Annotated in this window: 13 protein-coding genes; 6 read left to right on the top strand and 7 right to left on the bottom strand. The window is 35.3% G+C overall.

Annotated features, from left to right (window positions below; genetic code table 11):
• Positions 1-161: 161 nt before the first annotated feature.
• Positions 162-1,019 (bottom strand): signal recognition particle-docking protein FtsY, encoded by an 858-nt coding sequence (gene ftsY, locus R3E91_01740; protein ID MEZ5314921.1) that lies wholly within the window; start codon positions 1,017-1,019, stop codon positions 162-164.
• Positions 1,020-1,085: 66 nt separating this feature from the next.
• Between ftsY and sucC the strand changes: the two genes are divergently transcribed.
• The 4 genes from sucC to R3E91_01720 all read left to right on the top strand — a co-directional run bounded on the left by sucC (position 1,086) and on the right by R3E91_01720 (position 4,738).
• A complete protein-coding gene (sucC, locus tag R3E91_01735; GenBank protein ID MEZ5314920.1) occupies positions 1,086-2,255 on the top strand; it encodes an ADP-forming succinate--CoA ligase subunit beta in 1,170 nt (389 codons plus the stop codon).
• Entirely contained in the window at positions 2,255-3,130 is an 876-nt protein-coding gene (gene sucD / locus R3E91_01730; protein ID MEZ5314919.1) for a succinate--CoA ligase subunit alpha, read from the top strand. The genes sucC and sucD overlap by 1 nt, the downstream gene beginning before the upstream one ends.
• Entirely contained in the window at positions 3,127-4,266 is a 1,140-nt protein-coding gene (locus R3E91_01725) for a site-2 protease family protein (GenBank protein ID MEZ5314918.1), read from the top strand. Before sucD ends, R3E91_01725 begins: the two co-directional genes overlap by 4 nt.
• 67 nt (positions 4,267-4,333) lie before the next feature.
• Positions 4,334-4,738, top strand: coding sequence for a hypothetical protein (locus tag R3E91_01720; GenBank protein ID MEZ5314917.1), 405 nt, complete (start codon positions 4,334-4,336; stop codon positions 4,736-4,738).
• A gap of 35 nt (positions 4,739-4,773) precedes the next feature.
• Here the strand turns inward: R3E91_01720 and R3E91_01715 are convergent, their stop codons facing one another.
• From R3E91_01715 to R3E91_01705, 3 genes are all read right to left on the bottom strand, one after another.
• The gene (locus tag R3E91_01715) at positions 4,774-6,225 is read right to left on the bottom strand and encodes a DegQ family serine endoprotease (GenBank protein MEZ5314916.1); all 1,452 of its coding nucleotides are present in this window, start codon (positions 6,223-6,225) and stop codon (positions 4,774-4,776) included.
• A 70-nt stretch (positions 6,226-6,295) separates the two neighbouring features.
• A complete protein-coding gene (locus tag R3E91_01710) occupies positions 6,296-7,666 on the bottom strand; it encodes a M20/M25/M40 family metallo-hydrolase (protein ID MEZ5314915.1) in 1,371 nt (456 codons plus the stop codon).
• Positions 7,667-7,919: 253 nt separating this feature from the next.
• On the bottom strand, positions 7,920-10,859 hold the full coding sequence (locus R3E91_01705; GenBank protein ID MEZ5314914.1) for an insulinase family protein: 2,940 nt from the start codon (positions 10,857-10,859) through the stop codon (positions 7,920-7,922).
• Positions 10,860-11,057: 198 nt separating this feature from the next.
• Here R3E91_01705 and R3E91_01700 point away from each other — a divergent pair, with 198 nt between their 5' ends.
• The gene (locus R3E91_01700; GenBank protein MEZ5314913.1) at positions 11,058-11,558 is read left to right on the top strand and encodes a TspO/MBR family protein; all 501 of its coding nucleotides are present in this window, start codon (positions 11,058-11,060) and stop codon (positions 11,556-11,558) included.
• 95 nt (positions 11,559-11,653) lie between these two features.
• Here the strand turns inward: R3E91_01700 and R3E91_01695 are convergent, their stop codons facing one another.
• Positions 11,654-12,703: a ribonucleotide-diphosphate reductase subunit beta gene (locus R3E91_01695; protein MEZ5314912.1), complete on the bottom strand. Its 1,050-nt coding sequence runs from the start codon at positions 12,701-12,703 to the stop codon at positions 11,654-11,656.
• A 22-nt stretch (positions 12,704-12,725) separates the two neighbouring features.
• Complete coding sequence (locus R3E91_01690) at positions 12,726-15,887, bottom strand: ribonucleoside-diphosphate reductase subunit alpha (GenBank protein ID MEZ5314911.1); 3,162 nt, start codon at positions 15,885-15,887, stop codon at positions 12,726-12,728.
• Between the two features lie 557 nt (positions 15,888-16,444).
• Here R3E91_01690 and R3E91_01685 point away from each other — a divergent pair.
• The gene (locus R3E91_01685) at positions 16,445-17,263 is read left to right on the top strand and encodes a CDP-alcohol phosphatidyltransferase family protein (GenBank protein ID MEZ5314910.1); all 819 of its coding nucleotides are present in this window, start codon (positions 16,445-16,447) and stop codon (positions 17,261-17,263) included.
• A gap of 114 nt (positions 17,264-17,377) precedes the next feature.
• On the opposite strand, the gene R3E91_01680 is transcribed toward R3E91_01685, so the two are convergent.
• Positions 17,378-18,097, bottom strand: coding sequence for a phosphatase PAP2 family protein (locus tag R3E91_01680; GenBank protein MEZ5314909.1), 720 nt, complete (start codon positions 18,095-18,097; stop codon positions 17,378-17,380).
• Positions 18,098-18,346: the final 249 nt, after the last annotated feature.

Raw genomic sequence — 18,346 nt, 5'->3', positions numbered from 1 at the left:
AGATTTTAAATAACTCTAAACAATATAACTAAAATCATCATAAATTTATAAAAAAAACCATTTTAAATTTATAAACAATTTTTTCTGAAAAAAATTCTGAATTTTAAATAAAAAATTTTATATATTTAAAATATCTATATTTATCTCCATTAAGTAAATATCTATTCAAAAAGCATTTCAACAAATTGTTCTGGGTCAAAAGAAGCAAAGGCATCGATTGTTTCCCCTAAGCCGATATATTTCACGGGAAGAGCTAATTTTTTTTGAATAGCGATGACAGCCCCTCCTTTTGCTGATCCATCAAGCTTAGTTAAAATGAGACCGGTAAGAGGAGTAAATTGGTGAAATATCCTTGCTTGGTTGAGTCCATTTTGACCAATTGTCGCATCTAAAACAAGAAGAGTTTCGTGAGGTGATCCTGGAAGGGACTTTTCACAGACACGAGAGATCTTTTGTAGTTCTTTCATTAAATTATTTTTTGTATGAAGACGACCAGCTGTATCGATCAGGAGAAGATCATATTGTCTACTTTTTGCTGCTTCAATTGCATCAAACACGATAGCAGCCGGATCTCCTCCAGGTCGACCTGATACAATCCCACATTTTATTTTGGCGACCCATTTTTCAATTTGTTGCATTCCAGCTGCTCGAAAAGTATCAGTAGCTGCAATTAATACTTTTTTTCCTTTTTTTTGATAATCATAGGCTAATTTTGCTGTTGTTGTTGTTTTTCCATTCCCATTCGTACCAACAATCAAGACAACATGAAGAGGTGTATTTTCAAAAGAAGGAGAGGAAATTTGCAGCAACTCTTTGAGGAGTTCTTGTTTAATTGCCGCGAGGAGTTCTTCTTTTGAAGATTTTTTTTTGATCATTTTTCGTATATATTCAGTTAACTCCTCACTTGTTGAGGAACCTAAGTCTGATTCATAGAAAACTTGCTCGAGTTCTTCAATCATCTCTTCATTAACTTGTCCTTTAAAAATTGCACGGATTTTTTTACCAAGAAATTTAAGCATGAAAATTTAATTCCTTCATTGAATGAAAATCAGGTATATCACATAAGAAACTCTAAAAGGAAGTAAATGTATATTCACGAATATCAAGCAAAAAAAATCTTCATGCAGTATGGCATTCCTGTTCCTCCCTTTGCGATTGCTGCTAACAATCAAGAAGTAGAAAATGCAATTATAGATATGAGGCTTCACCAAGCAGTGATTAAGGTACAAGTGCATGCTGGAGGTAGAAAAAAAGCAGGAGGAGTGAAATTTGCCAATAATCCTGAAGAAATCGTACGTCTTTCTTCTGATTTAATTGGAATGAGGATAATCAATGATCAAACAGGACCAAAGGGGGTAGTTGCACAATTTGTGATCATTTCTCCATCAGTATCGATAAAAAAAGAATATTATCTATCAGTTATGGTTGATCGTTCATCTGCTCTTCCAATTTTAATCGCTTCACCTAAAGGAGGAGTAGATATTGAAGAGATTGCAAAAACAACCCCTCAGGATATTCTTAAAATTCCTTTCAGATTTGATGGACATATCAGAAAATTTCATCTCTTTCATCTTGCAAAATTTATGGGTTGGAGAGGTACTTTGGCTCAAGAGGGAATGAAAATCGCTTTAAATCTTGCAAAGGCTTTTATTGAAACAGACGCTTCTCTTATTGAAATTAATCCCTTTATTGAAACAGAAGAAGGAAAATTACTTGCACTTGATGCTAAATTTACTATTGATGACAACGCTCTTTTTCGACAGCCAGCAATCTCACAATGGTATGATCCTTCTCAGGACACTCCTAATGAGGTCATGGCTAAGGATTGCGATCTTTCCTATATCGGTTTAGATGGAGAGATTGGGTGTTTAGTCAATGGAGCCGGACTTGCGATGGCTACAATGGATATTATCCATTATTATGGAGGAAAGCCTGCAAACTTTTTAGATGTAGGGGGAGGAGCTTCTAAAGAAGAAATTGCACATGGTTTTAAAATCATTTTGTTGGATCCAAAGGTTAAGTCTATTTTTGTGAATATTTTTGGAGGAATTATGGATTGTTCAGTCTTAGCAAAAGGAATTGTTGAGGCAATGAAAAAAATTGATCGAGTCCTTCCTTTGATTATTAGAATAGAGGGAACAAATGCAGTCAATGGGAAACAAGTTTTCAAAGAATCAGGACTCAATCTGATCATGGCTGATACAATGGAAGATGGTGCAATTAAAGTGATTAAAGCAGCAAAAAGTGCAGATTAATGGCAGTTTTAATTGATAAACAAACAAGAGTCATTACACAAGGGTTAACTGGGAAAGCAGGAACATTTCATACCCAAGCAAGTATTGCCTATGGATCGAATTATGTTGGAGGGGTGACTCCAGGTAAAGGAGGAGAAAATTACCTTAATCTGCCTGTTTTTGATACAGTTAAAGAAGCAAAAAAGGTCACAGATTGTGATGCAAGTGTGATTTTTGTCCCAGCGCCTTATGCGGCTGAAGCAATTTTAGAAGCTGAAGAAGCTAGTATCCCTCTGATTATTTGTATTACAGAAGGAATCCCTATACGTGATATGCTAGAAGTTGCACAGATTATGAAACAAAGCAAAACGAGTCGCTTAATTGGTCCAAATTGTCCAGGTATCATTACTCCTGATGCCTGTAAGATTGGCATTATGCCCGGCTATATCCATAAAAAAGGATGTGTGGGTATTGTTTCACGTTCTGGAACACTAACTTATGAAGCAGTTTGGCAGACCACACAAGAGGGATTAGGGCAAAGCACATGCGTAGGAATTGGAGGAGATCCCTTAAATGGGACGCATTTTATTGATATGCTTGAACTCTTTGAAGCAGATAGAGAAACCGAAGTGATTTTAATGATTGGAGAAATTGGGGGAGTAGCCGAAGAAGAAGCAGCTGATTGGATTAGGGTTAAAGGGAGAAAACCAGTCATTGCTTTTATTGCTGGTCAAACAGCGCCTTCTGGAAGAAGAATGGGTCATGCTGGAGCGATTATTTCTGGTGGAAAGGGAGGGGCAAAAGAGAAAATAGCAGCTCTTGAGTCTGCAGGTGTGATCATTGCTAGGACACCAGCAGTGATTGGTCGAACTCTAAAAGAAGTCTTAACTTCATGATCATTCCAGGAAAAATTCCTATTTCAATTCACCCTCTTTTTTGGTTGGTTGCTTTTTTTATTGGATGGATGTGGGCTTTTACTTTGACTGGAGCTCTAATTTGTGTAGGTGTGATCTTATTTTCTATTCTTATTCATGAGTTAGGACATGCTTTGACAGCCATTCTTTTTCAACAAAAAGTTCGCATTGAATTAGCTGCATTTGGAGGGTTTACCTATCGTGAAGGACCAAAACTCAATCTCTGGAAAGAATTTCTTGTTGTTTTAAATGGCCCTATTGCTGGATGCCTTCTTGTGGTGATTTTTCACACTTTTTATCAAAAAGTACTCATTCAATCCTCTCCCGTATTTTTTGTTGTTAAGTTTGCTTTTGTTATGAATTTTTTTTGGACAATCTTTAATCTTGTCCCGATTCTTCCTCTTGATGGAGGGCACCTTTTAAGTATTCTTTTAGAAGCTATTTTTGGATTTAAAGGTTTAAGAATTTCCATTGTGATTAGCTTAGGGATTTCTATAATTACGAGTGTGTTTTTCTTTGCTGTGGGCATGTTTTTAATTGGTGCTCTTTTTTTGATGTTCACATTTGAAAGCTTTCGTTCTCTGCGTTACTATAAGATTTTCAATGAAAAAGATCGTGATACACATTTGCAAGAATTAATTAAATCTGCTGATATTGATCTGGAATCTGGTTTTGAAGAGCAGGCCTTACAAAAACTGGAAAAGGTGCGTAAAGAAACAAAGAAAGGGATTCTTTATACATTAGCTACTCAAGAGATTGCAGAAATTTATCGTCATCAGGAGCGATATGAGGAAGCTTATCAACTTTTAATTCCTATGCAAAAAAATCTTTCTGGAGAGAGTTTGGCAACGTTCCATTTTCTTGCTTATATGAATGAAGATTACCAAACTGTGATTGACATTGGAAATAAGTGTTATCAAGATCATCCTTCAGCTGATACAGCTTTGATTAATGCATTGACATATGGAATCTTATCACGTGTTGAGCCAGCTGTAGGTTGGTTAGAGTGTGCTTTAAGGGAAGGATTAACTTCAGTAGCAGAAGCTATTTCTCGTGAAGAGTTTGATTCAATTCGTGATGATCCACAATTTCTTGCTTTTACACAGGCAAATAAATAAATCGTTTTTTCTTGCTTTTTTAGTATTTTTTTTTCTAATCTCCGACCCTTGAAAATAAAGGTTATCTATGAAAGGTCGGTTCTTAATATTAGGTATCGTCTTTGTTTTAGGAATAGGCACCTGTCGAGCGAGATTAATTTCTTTTAATCAATCTGGCTTGGAAGATTTGAAGCGCAGGCTATGCTTAGCAGAAAAGGATTTAACTCAGGCTCAGACCCATGTAGTGCAAATTAAAGAAGCAATTGCGCAGAAAGAAATCCAAGAAATTCAGAAGCAAATTCAGAAAATCAAAGAACAAAAGAAATTGTATTCTCTCCAATCAAGGGAACACCTACTTGATTTGTTTCACGATCAACGTGAAACTCTTTCAGTTATTATCCATAATCATCCAAGATGTGCTATTGAAGCACAGGCTGCGCTAGATGAAATTCTGACGTTAACCACACAAATCAGTGAAGAAGTTATTGAATAAAATAGCTAAAAGATTTTAGTTATTTTACTAAGGATCTAATCTTCCAAGTGGAGAGTGACAAAGCGTATGGTGTTTCCTTGACGAACCATAAGCAAAACTCGTTTTTCTTTCATAGCTTTATGGATAGCTTGATCAAATTCTTCTATTGAATTAATTCTAAGTCTATTAATAGCTATGATAAGATTTCCCGGACGAAGCAATGCCTCAGCTGCAGGACTGCCTGGTTCAATTTGTGTAATGATGACCCCATATTCCTCAGAAAAATTGTATTTCTGTGCAAGTTGTGAAGTAAGATTCTCTACTTTTAAACCCAATTTTTGAGTTGGACTTAGTGGCCCAGTTTTTTCTTCCGGTAAGGAAGAAATAACTACACTAATATCTTTTTCCTTACCTTCACGATTGATGCGTAAATTTAATGTGGATCCAGGGGGCATTAAAGAGACATAGTTACGGAAAGTGGTCAGATTTTCGACTAAATTATCATTATAACCAAGAATAATATCTTCTTGCTTAAGCCCAGCAGAATCAGCTGGAGAATTTGGAATGACTTCAGTCACTAAAGCACCTTTAGATGAGTTCAGATTATAAAAACTTTCAAGATCAGGATCGATTTGTTGCAAGGTAACACCTAAAAATCCTCGCTTTACTTCTCCATCTTTGATCAATTGTTCGATAATTCTTTTGGCCATATTGCTAGGGATTGCAAAACCGATTCCCATATAACCACCAGAACCACTAACAATCGCAGTGTTTACACCTATCACATCTCCTTCAATATCAATGAGGGGTCCACCTGAATTCCCAGGATTAATTGCAGCATCTGTTTGAATAAAATCTTCAAAATCCGCAATATGTAGTTGACTACGTCCTTTTGCACTAACTACGCCAACTGTCACTGTTTCTTGAAGTCCAAATGGATTGCCAATTGCAATTGCCCAGTCACCGACTTCAAGAGCTTCAGAATCAGCAAAAGAAAGGTAGGGAAGATTCTCTTGATCAATTTTAATAACAGCTAGATCAGTTTTAGGATCAGTTCCAATGATTTTTGCAGTGAATTTTTTTCCACTATTAAAAGTCACAGTCACTTTTTTCGCATTTTCAACAACATGATTATTCGTTACAATGTATCCATTGTTGGCCACAATAAATCCCGAACCACGTACGGTTTCCCGTTTTCTCGGTTTGGGTTGATCTAAATAAGGAAAACCAAAAAATCTGTTGAAAAAATCATCATGAAATTGGTTAAAAGGATTTTCAAATAAGCCTCGACCAGAAGGTGTTTTTTCATTTTTGTCACCTTCTTGAGATTCAATATAAACAACCGCAGGATTAGCTTTTTTTGCAACTTTTGCAAAACCCTTTGAGATCTGCTTAAGTAGATCCTCATTAGTATGAGCACTCTCTTTGGCATTTTCAGTAGAAAAACAAATCGATGAAAATAAGACAGAAGAACTGATGAAAAATAAAAGTGCTTTTTTACAAAACATAGCAGGCAAAAATCTCCAAATTAACAAAATTTAAAATTAGATCATTAATTTAAAAATACCAACTGTCATCTTAATTGAACAACTCAAATAATCGATATATTGTTAAATATCCATTTTCAAAACGATCAAATCCAAAATGTTCATCCGGAGCATGAATACGATCTGCTGGTAAGCCGAGTCCAGCTAAAACCATCTCAGCACCACTAACTTCTGCTAATTGAGCGGCAATAGGAATAGTTGCTCCTATCAAGCTTTTTTGACAAGGTTTTTGAAAAACTTGGGAATAACTTTCTGCAATTAAATGTGCAATACGAGAATTTGGATTGGTACGAAATCCTCGTCCATTTGCTGGAAAAATATTGACTGTAGTATTTAACCCCGGTGGAGTTTGATTAATTAAAAAATCTCGCACAAGCGCAATGATACGATCAGGAGATTGATGAGGCACAAGACGACAAGAAATCTTTGCTTGGGCAACAGATGGAATCACTGTTTTCCAACCTGGTCCACTATATCCTCCGTTAATTCCATTAATTTCAAGAGTAGGGCGTAACCAATTTGCTTCAATAGGAGAAAGCCCTTTTTCCATTCCAGTCGGTTCAAACCCAAAAAGAGAGAAAAAATGTCCGGGATCAAAATCAAATGAGAGCCCTTTTTTTTCATGGGGAGGCATCTCAACAACTTCATCATAAAAACCAGAAATAGCCACACTCCCATTTTCATCATGAAGTTTAGCGAGTATTTCGGCAAGAGCTCGGTTTGGATTATAAGCTATGCCACCACCAAAACCTGAATGAAGATCATGATTTGATTCTTTAACTATGACTTCTAAAGAGACAATGCCTCTTGCACCTAAAGTAATAGTGGGTTTTTCTATTTTTTCCATTCCACTATCCACAATTAAAAGATGATCAGCGGATAGACTTTTTCTTTTATCCTCAAGAATTTGAGAGAAACCTAGACTTCCACTTTCTTCTTCACCATCAATGACAAATTTAAGATTAAATGGAAATTGACCAAACTGCTTTAAAAAAGTTTTGATGGCCACAATTGTATAAAAGCATTGTCCTTTATCATCTACAGCTCCTCTTGCATAGACCTGACCATCTCGCATTGTTGGTTCAAATGGAGGAGTAGTCCATCCTTCAATAGGATCAACTGGTTGAACATCATAGTGACAATAGATAAGAAGAGTTTCTTTTTCAGGACCCGCTCTTAAATCATGAGCAAAAATAATAGGAGCTTTATCAGTATCCCAGACTTCTACAGACAGCCCAATGAGATTCAGATATTCAGCCAGCCATTGAGCACACTTTTGCACTTCCTGATGATAATTCGGATCAGTTGTAATACTTTTAAATCTTAAAAAAGCAAAAAAATCACTAAGAATATCTTTTTCATCTTTTTTAAAGAGTTCTTTTAACTTAATAATATCTAACATATTTAACATTAACTAATAAAATAACTTAACTTTTTTAGAAGATTACTTCTCGATTGATTAGATCGTGATGAAAACAATCTTCATTTTTAGCTTTCTATATTGCCGATTTTTCTTTTTGAAAGGAAGGAAATTTATCCTTAAATTAGATTCAGGAAGATTTTTAGACTCTGATTTCTTAGAAATAAAGATTGAAAGTATTCAACTCTAGAATCAGAAAAAGAAAATCTAATTATTTCATTCCAAGTCACGATGATTAAATTTTATAAAGATCCAATGGATGTTCTAAGAGAGAATTTTCTTTTTCAAGGAGATTTTTAGATGCAAAAGAAACAATAATCCCTTCTTTAAGGTTAACAGCTATATGATCTCTTATAGCAAGGGTAATCTCTTTCTTAGATAATTTAAGAAGACGTTCTCGAAAGAGCTGTCGTACTTTTGGAGAACGATTTCCTCTTAAATGACTATACGCAGTCACAGCACGTTCTCCAGGAGGAATTGGAGCATCGAGTTCTTGAAAGAGAACTAGTTTTGCTTCTTCAATATCACTAGTTTCAAACTTGCCAGAGACCACCATATGAGTAGCTTCATGAAAAGCATCGATAGACTTTTTTAAATGTGGGTCTCGATAGGAATAAAAGTAAAATTGTTGCAACAGAGTCTTATTTACTGCACCTGCTCCATAAGCTCCTCCTTGTTCACGTATCCGCTTATGCAATATTTTGTTTTCCATAATCTCTGAGGCTAGACTAAGAGCAGGGGCATGAGGATGGGTATAATAGAGAGATTTAAGAAACAAGGTTGTGAATGCTACTGGAGATGAAATCATTCTTCCTTGTGACTTGGTGGGTTTGATGAGATAATTTTCTTTCCATTGAGAGGAGGGTCTTGAAGGAATTTTGCTCAATCCATAAAATTGTTCTTTTTTTAATTTTTTCACCATTTCTTCACTACAAGTTAATACTAGGTCACCACCAGAGAGGTTGAGACAAAGATTTTGCAGTCTCTCGAGTTTTTCAATAAGTAATCCAGGATCTCGATGAAATAATTCCATTATATTTTTCAGTGCATAATAATAATCAATTCCATACCAAGCATTTGCAATTGTTGATGGAACAGAACTTCCTCTTGATGCCAAATGGATTGCATAACGTAGAGGATGATGCTGAATACTATTTTCAACTTCTAGAAAATGTTGTGTTAATAAATCTTGAATCCGAGGAATATCTTTAAAATTTGCCTTTGTTAATATCTCTCCAAAAATGGAGAAAAATTTATCTATCTTTCGATAGAGAGCTTTTCCCGAAATAATCAAAGATGGCCGGAGTTTTTCTGACTCATCCCCTTGAATTCCTAGATCAAGTGAAACATGGATTCCTCCAGTATGCTCGAGTAGAAATTCTAAATGTTCACGATAGCTATTTTTTCCACACCCTACTTCAGGAAGGATCACTGAAAAAAGTCGGAGTAAGGGGAGGTCATTTTCAACAATTTCTGGAAGGTCTAGGAAAAGATCTGCATATAAAATATCGTTCGTAAAACAAGGATGATAATGTAGGTCAAATTGACCTATTTTTTCTGATTCAAGAAAGAATTCTTTTCCATAGCGAGCTACATCATCCAGAGTAATTTTTGGTAACAGATGCAGATTTTCTGATTCCTCTTGAGCTTTTTCTAAATTTTTAGTCTGCTCAAGGATTGCTGAGATCTGTTCTTTTTTTAATGAGTCGTAAATTTTATTTAAACGATTTTGTTCTTCTTGCATTTCCTGAGTTGCAAGATTAGGTTCAGGAATCATGGTAATTCGTACATGATGGGGATTGAATAAAAAATGTTTTTTGATTAATTCGGGTAAATATGAAGGATGTTTGACTTTTTCTCTCAAATGAGTGAAGAGCGTATGGATTTGTAACCCATCTGCAGGGTCTCCTCCGTGCTGTTTCAGTAAAGCAGAACGAAAATACAGATCAAGACCATAAGGAGAAGAGCCTCCTGTAATTTCCATCCGTGTCATTTCAATTTGATGGATCGCTCCATCGATTAATTGATTTGAAATTTCTGTTTTTATGAGACTCTGTAGAGTGCTAGAAATAATTTGTTCAATCAATTCACCATTTTCAACATGACATCCTTTACAGATAATTGTGAAGGGAATTTCACTCATTTCTGTACTCATCATTGAAGAGGCTTGTTTGCAAAGATTCGATTTAAGCAAGGCAGCTTTCAATGGAGCTGCATCACTGCCCATTAAAATGATATCTAGAGTACATAGAGCGAGCAATTCTAATTGATCCAAAATTCCACAGGTAAGCCATGAAAAGCCTAGAAGCATTTTGTCAGTGGTTTCCTCAGCTTCTGATATTGGATAAGTGAGTGTTTTTTTAATGCTTTTTTGAAAACGAGGCTGTTTAGGTAAAGGGGGAAGAGAAGGAGTTTTTTTAACCCCTTTGAATGCATATTTTTCCAAGAATTCAAGATGTTTTTCTAAGGAAATATTCCCATAAAAATAAAATAAGCAACGACTAGGATGATAAAATTTTGTGTGAAAAGCTTTTAATTCTTCATAGGTTAATGATGGAATGATTTTCGGATCGCCTCCTGAATTGAAGTGATAGGTTAGATCAGGAAATAACGCTTCCATCAAACTTTCTCCAAGACGTGCTTCTCCAGTAGCCATAGCTCCTTTCATTTCATTGTAAACAATACCTTTGAAAAGAAGAGGGGAATTCACATCATTTGGATGTGAAAATTCAATACGATGTCCCTCTTGAAGAAAGCTGAGTTTTGTCAGCTTTGGTTTAAAGACTGCATCTAGATAGACTCTTAGTAAATTAAAGAAGTCTTTTTCTATTTGAGAAGCAGCTGGATAGCATGTAAAATCTCCACCAGTTAAAGCATTCATAAATGTATTGAGACTACGTCGATGCATTGAGAAGAATGGATCACGCACAGGAAAATTTTCTGAGCCACAAAGAATAATATGCTCGAGGATATGAGCAACACCATTTGAGCTAGTTGGCCATGTGCGAAATGAAAGATTAAATAGGTTTTCTTGATCTCCATTCAAGAGTTTAATGATCTGTGCACCTGTTGGAAGGTGTTCGAGTTCGATTAGTGTCGTTTGAATTTCCTCAATCTCTGAGAGACGAGTCACAACAAAATTTCCATATATTTTTTTCGAAACGCTTTTAGACATAAACTAGATTCATAGTAAAAAGAATCAAAACTATACTAGAAGAGGTTTTTTTTCCATGTTTTCTACTTCATCTTTAACCAGATTAGAGGTTTGTATTTCTTTCTTATGTATTGAGTATTTATATGATTGATCTAAAAAAAAGAGTTGTTAAAAAATTCTAAATAGAGTGATTTTTATTCACTACAACATTTATAGGGTATGTTTAGAACAAAGCAGAATTCTCGATTTATTTCTTTTTTGATTTGGTATTTACCAGTTGTTTGTGTGCAGTTTTTTTCAGGAAAAATTACAGTTACATCTATTCATCCTTGGTATGATAATCTTTGTAAAGGATCTTGGACACCACCTAATTGGATATTTGGACCCATCTGGACTATACTCTACTTGATGATGGCATTAGCTATATCGATGGTCTATCGACTCAATGCAAAAGGTGTTCAATATCGTTTGGCTTATTTTTTGTTTTTTCTACAACTTTTTATCAATGGTCTTTGGTCATATGTATTCTTTGGTTTGCATATGATCGGATGGGCACTGATTGATTTAGGGTTTCTTATTCTCCTAATCACTATAATGATAGTTTGGTTTTTTCGTATTTGTCGATCAGCAAGCCTGTTATTATTTCCATACCTTCTATGGGTTATCTATGCATTTTCTCTTAATCTTGGGGTTTGGTGGTTCAATCCTACTCTTAGATAACAAATAGATAGAAAATAACTTGGAATATCTCTTTCTAATATTTAAGTTATTAACTTCGATTCTGAAAAGATTCACATTGAGCTTTTTGGTAAATTTTACCAAATAAGATTTCCAGCTGTTTGATATTCAGTCACACGTGTTTCAAAAAAGTTTTTTTCTTTATTGAGATCAATAGTTTCACTCATCCAAGGAAAGGGTGTTTTTGAACCATAGAGAGCTTTTAAACCAATACGTTCTAGCCGACGGTCAGCAATGTATTGGACATAGTCACGAAACATATGTGCAGATAATCCTAAAATCCCATTTGGTAAACATTCTTCTGCATAGGCAATTTCAAGTTCAACGGCATCTTCAATCATCTTAATAATGCATTTTTGGAAATCTATCGTCCAAATATCAGGATTTTCTTCTTTGATACCATTAATCAAGTCAATTCCAAAATTTAAGTGAATGGTTTCATCTCTTAGGATATATTGATACTGCTCTCCAATACCGGTCATCTTATTTTGTCGATGAAAAGAAAGAATCATGACAAAACCACTATAGAAAAATATTCCTTCCATGATGAGATAATATCCAATGAGATTTTCGAGAAATTTTTGGGCTCCTTGGTAAGTATGCGTAGTAAATCCTGCATCTAAAATATCAGCTGTTAACTTCATTTGAAAAGCATCTTTTTCTTTTATCACAGGGATCTCATTATACATATTAAATACCTCTCCCTCATCAAGATTAAGGGACTCACAGATATAATGGAAAGTATGCGTATGAACTGCTTCTTCAAAAGCTTGACGTAGAAGGTATTGCCTAACCTCAGGATTAGTAATCTGCCTAAAGATTGCAAGGACAATGTTGTTACCTACAAGACTTTCAGCAGTACTGAAAAAACCAAGATTCCGCATAATCACATGGCGCTCATCTTGTGAAAAATCATTAGCTTTCCAAAGCTCAATATCTTTCGCCATTGGTACTTCTGTAGGCAACCAATTATTTGCACAACCGTTAAGATAATGCTCCCACGCCCATTTGTATTTCAATGGCATCAATTGATTCACATCCACTGTATCACAATTGATCAGGCGTTTCTTTTTCACATCCACTCGCATTTTTTTGCCGAATTCGATCTCTTTTTTTAATATTGACATTGAATATTTCTCCTAAAATATACTATTGGCAACTTTCACAAGACCCATCGAGGTCGCAAGACTCTCGGATTTCACGATTAATTACGACTCGACTTGATGCAGATTCATTTTTCATCCATCGAGGCTGAAGTCCACGTTTATTAATGTCAGTCGTAGATTTTTCAATATGTGTTGCACCCAATGACCTGAGATAGTAGGTGGTTTTCAATCCTTTTTTCCAGGCTGTTAAAAACATATCGTTAAGCTTTTTCCCCATCGGTTCAGCTAGATAAAGATTAAGCGATTGTCCCATATCAATCCATTTTTGACGACGACTAGCACACTCAATGAGCCAATCAGGATCTACTTCAAATGCCGTAGGAAAGAGCGTTTTAATCGAGCCAGGAATTCGATCAATCTCTGAAATTGAGCCATCAAAATATTTTAGATCATCGATCATCTCTGTATCCCATAAATTCATTTCTTTTAGTTTTTTTACTAGATAAGGATTGAGAATCGTGAACTCACCTGATAGGTTGGATTTAACAAATAAGTGTTTATACATCGGCTCAATCGATTGGGTAATCCCAATAATATTTGAAATGGTTGCAGTGGGTGCAATTGCCATACAATTACAATTGCGCATTCCATATTTTTTGATTGATGCACGTACTGGACTCCAATCAAGAGAAGATGAAGTATCTATTTTACAATCCTCTTCTCCTCGTATTTTTATGAGTAGTTGAATTGAATCAATTGGTAAAATTCCTCGATCCCATTTTGATCCTTTATAACTGGAATAGACCCCTCGTTCTTTTGCAAGTTCACTGGAGGCTAAAATCGCATAGTAAGAAATCATCTCCATGCTCTTATCAGCAAATTCGACTGCTTCATGGCTCGCATAACTGATTCCAAGTTCATACAGTGCATCTTGAAAACCCATCATTCCTAGACCAATGGCTCGATGACGTAGATTAGCACGTTTCGCTTCTTTGATTGGATAGAAATTCAGGTCAATAACGTTATCAAGCATGCGGATAGCTATACGAATTGTAGATGCAAGTAAGGAAGAATCGATTTGCCCATTTTTGAGATGTCCTGGTAGATTAATTGAACCAAGATTACAAACAGCTGTTTCTTCTAAAGAGGTATTTAGTAAAATCTCCGTACATAAATTAGAACTATGTACCACACCCACATGATCTTGAGGAGAACGAATATTTGAAGGATCTTTAAATGTGATCCAAGGATGGCCAGTTTCATAGAGCATACCTAGCATCTTACGCCACATTTTTAATGCATCTACTTTTTTAAACAGTTTAATCGCTCCAGTTTCAGTCATTTTTTCATATTCACAATAACGCTTTTCAAACGCTTGACCGTATAAATCATGAAGATCAGGAACATCATTTGGTGAGAAAAGAGTCCACATTTCATTGTGTTTAACACGCTTCATAAAAAGATCTGGGATCCAATTTGCTGTATTCATATCATGTGTACGTCGACGTTCATCTCCAGTGTTTTTTCGAAGATCTAAGAAGTCTTCAATATCAAGATGCCATGTCTCAAGATAAGCACACATGGCTCCTTTTCTTTTTCCTCCCTGATTAACTGCTACAGCTGTATCGTTTGCCACTTTTAAAAATGGAATCACCCCTTGACTACGTCCATTTGTTCCTTTGATCATAGAGCCTGTTGCTCTTACATTCGTCCAATCATTTCCGAGACCTCCTGCCCACTTTGATAGTTGTGCATCATCAGAAATGACTTTATAAATATTGGATAAATCATCCATCACGGTAGAAAGATAGCAGGAACTAAGTTGAGAATGGTTTGTTCCAGAGTTAAAAAGTGTTGGAGTTGCTGATACATAAAGAAAGCGAGAAAGAGTGTGGTAAAACTCAATTGCCCATTTCTCCTTTTCTTTTTTTTCATGCATTGCTAATCCCATTGCCACACGCATCCATAAAATTTGAGGTGTTTCCATCCGACGGTCTTGATAGTGAATAAAATATCTATCGTAAAGTGTTTGTAAGCCAAGATATGTAAAATTTTTATCGCGGTCTTGAATCATTGCTTCAGCGAGTTTATCAAGATCAAAACTTAAAAGAGAAGGATGAAGACGATCATAAGAAACAGCTAAACGAAAATAGTTTTTGAAATATTGTTTGTAGAGATTTTTCAGATTTGGGTGAGTAGCTTCTACTCCAATTGTCTCACGATAGAGGACATTAAGGAGAAGATTGGCAGCTACATAGGTGTAAGCTGGCTCAACTTCAATTTTAGCACGCGCTGCCATGATATTAGCTAAATCCACCTCGTAGTCTTTAATTCCATCGTAAAAATTTTTGACTGCTTCATTAACTAGCTGGTCAATAGATACAACTTCTTCATAACCCTGACATGCATAAGTAATAGTCCTACGTAGCTGGTTTACACTTAATTTGTAATGAGAACCATCTTTTCTCAATACTGTAAAAAATTGCGTCTCTTCTTCAATAGCTTCTTCTCTTTCTGGCCAGAATCTCTCTTCTTCTTTCTCCTGCTCTCTTTGAGAGGTTTTTTGAGCTCGATATAGAATAAAATCTTTTGCTACTTGATAATAACCTTCCTCCATCAGGGTGCGCTCAATCGTATCTTGAATTATTTCAATCGTTAGAATTGTTTCTTTTTTCGCTTCTTCTATAGCAAAAGCAACGATTTTATTTGTGATAACATTCACTGTATTAATTAGTTCACTGGATGTTGGTCCAATCACTTTGAAGGTATCACGAAATCCTCTTTCAATTGCAGAAGCAATTTTCATTGGGTTAAAGCGAGCAAATGAAATCCCATCACGTCGTACAATTTTTAAGTTACGAGGAGAATCTTTTCTGAGTTTTTTGTGTTTATCACGATACACAATGTAGTCGCGTGCCACATCATGATGACCTGTTTCCATCAACTTAATTTCAACAATATCCTGGATTCCTTCGACTGTTAAAAGAGTACCAAGTGAAGTCATTGAAAGGATTTCTTCAATGATTAGATGGGTAATTTGTGCAACTGTTTCTCGAATTTCCGAGTTAAGTGGTTCAGATGGCATAATACTTTTTGTGTCACGAAAGGCTGCTTCAAGAGCATGTAAAATGCGATCACAACGCAAGGGCACAATGAGTCCATTACGCTTAACAATTGTGTATCCATCTAATTTCATCGTTTGCATTTTTTTTGCTATTTCATCAAATGTGGGTTCTATCTCATCTGTTTTGGATGCAAGTATTGTTGTACCTTGATCTTCTTTCATAGGTTTTTTTACTCTCTTTTTTGGAAAATTGTGCTTGCAAAAAATCTGTTGTTTAAATCTGGAAAAATACAATGGGTTGTATCATCTATCCGTATAGAGTACTATATATAGTATTTCATCTGTTAATGTCTATTGAAATGACGTTGTGATTTTTCGAAAAATCAAAGACAATGGAATTAAGAAATTTCGCGCGGATTGCTAAAGCGTAAATCAATTTAATCTTTGGTGTTATTTTTTTCAGTTAATCTAACCGGATTAGACTCTAGAGGGTTTAATCATACTAGATTTTAAGGATTCTAGTCTTGATAGAAAGAATTATTTAACCATTTTTTACCCAATTTGGATCTGATTGATAAGATAGTGAATTTCCTTATTTTCTAGAAAAATTGGATATGATGGCTTATACTCTTTAATTAAGGATCATTCAAGAAATAGGATGATTTAGTTATTATCTATAGAGATAGATCAGGTAAACATTGAAAAAAGTACATTTAATTCCCAGTGGGATTACAGCTTTTGGTCTTTCTATTGGTCTTTTTGTAATTTTTAAAACTAGCTTAGCTGACCCGGATCGTGGGTTATTCTCACTGTTACAAGCTTCATCTATTCTTTTGTTAATTGCAGGGATGGCAGATTTAGCAGATGGGATGATTGCACGTTTAATAAAAGCAGAAAGTGAATTTGGAGGCCAATTCGATTCTCTTTCTGATTCTGTTACATTTGGTGTCACACCTCCTTTGCTTGTTTTAAAGAGTTTTACCGGTGGAGAGAGATTAAGTTCTTTAATGACACTTTTGGTGATTGTTGCCGCGATGATCTATACCCTTTGCGGTGTTCTGCGTTTAGTTCGTTATAATGTAGCTAGTAGAATCACAACAGCAACCCAGAAACATTTCACCGGATTACCAATTCCAGCAGCAGCAGCAGCAGTGCTCTCAGTTGCACTGATTCTAATTTCACCTTTTGTGGAGGAGAGAATTGGTTTAAGTATTACGTGTCGTAGTTGGATCCTGATTAGTGTCTTAATTTTACTAGGGTATTTTATGGTGAGTCATTGGAAATTTCCTAGTGCTAAAGTATTACATTTTCGTGTTCATTCTTTTTATCTCGTTTTTGCAATTGGTGTATTTGCTGTTTTGATGCTCTATGGTGTACTTGATTATTTTGCGGAAGTATTCTTTATTGTCTCTTGGCTGTATTTAATCATCGGATGGAGTCTATCAATTATTCGGTTGCTTGCAGGTAAACGCTCAAAGATGCTTGTCGATTTTGAACCAGATCAAGATGATCCATAGATGGTAAACTCGATAGACATTATCTTCTCATTATCTTGATATTGTTTCTATTCCGAAAGTGTTTCTCTGATCTACTATTGGGTTTTAAAGGCAGGAAATCACTTTTTTTGGTTATCAAAAAGGATCATTTGTTGAAGCCATAGTTTTTTGATTAGTTAGGAAAAGAATTTTTTCTCCCCATTTCCCCCATGTGAATTTATCAACTCCTAAAGCTGCTAGCCACATTAAGATAGGTGAAACGACGACATCTGAGAGAAAATGACCTCCTTGAACAACACGGGTTACCATTAAGCTAGACCCAAGTCCAATCGCTAAAATTAAACCAAAGAGAGTAAGTAGACGGTTTTTCATTCTTATTCCTAAAAGATAAATCGATATAAAATAAAAACCCATCGCAACATGTCCACTTGGAAAAGAACGTTGTGGATCTTGATGGTTACCGAGATCAGGTTTCCAAAAAGGACGGTAGGCTTGGTGACCTCCAAATTGCTCTATCTGTTTAGGACGAGGTCGTCCCCAGTATCCTTTTAGTAAGACATTGGTTAAAATTCCAGCTCCAAGGACTAGTGTTGCAAGAATTGTAAAGGCTCCTTGTCTCCATTTTTTCCAATGAGGATGTAAAAAAGAGCCGATAAATAATAGGAAAGCAAAAGCTCCTAATGCCAATCCAAACAGTTCTCCATATAGAAATAGAATTTGAAAAAAGCGATTATTATAAAACCCTCTCTCAGGAGAGTAAAAATACTCAGACACCATTAAGTCAAGATAAGGAGTAAATGGAGCAAATATGATTAAGAAAATGATAGGTAAAAGCCAAATCAGATGTTTTTTCATTGCAATATTCAATAGAATGATCACCACAAAAGCAAAAAAAGAGGTTTAAGATAGATCAATAGAATCTTAATTAATACTGATTCTAAAATAATTCAAAATTTCTAATCAGATAAATATTTTTTTTGACTAAAACATCTTCCGAATCACTCAACTGACCATTGTCTAACCATAAAGAGAAAAGGATAATATAAATTCTAGTGTATTTTAGAAATCGATATGACTAACTGATTATAGTTGAATATTTACAAT

It is taken from the genome of Chlamydiales bacterium, from assembly GCA_041395025.1.
Taxonomy (GTDB): domain Bacteria; phylum Chlamydiota; class Chlamydiia; order Chlamydiales; family JAAKFR01; genus JAJACP01.
The sequence above is the reverse complement of the archived record's forward strand: the minus strand, read 5'-3'. Positions and strand labels throughout refer to the sequence as shown.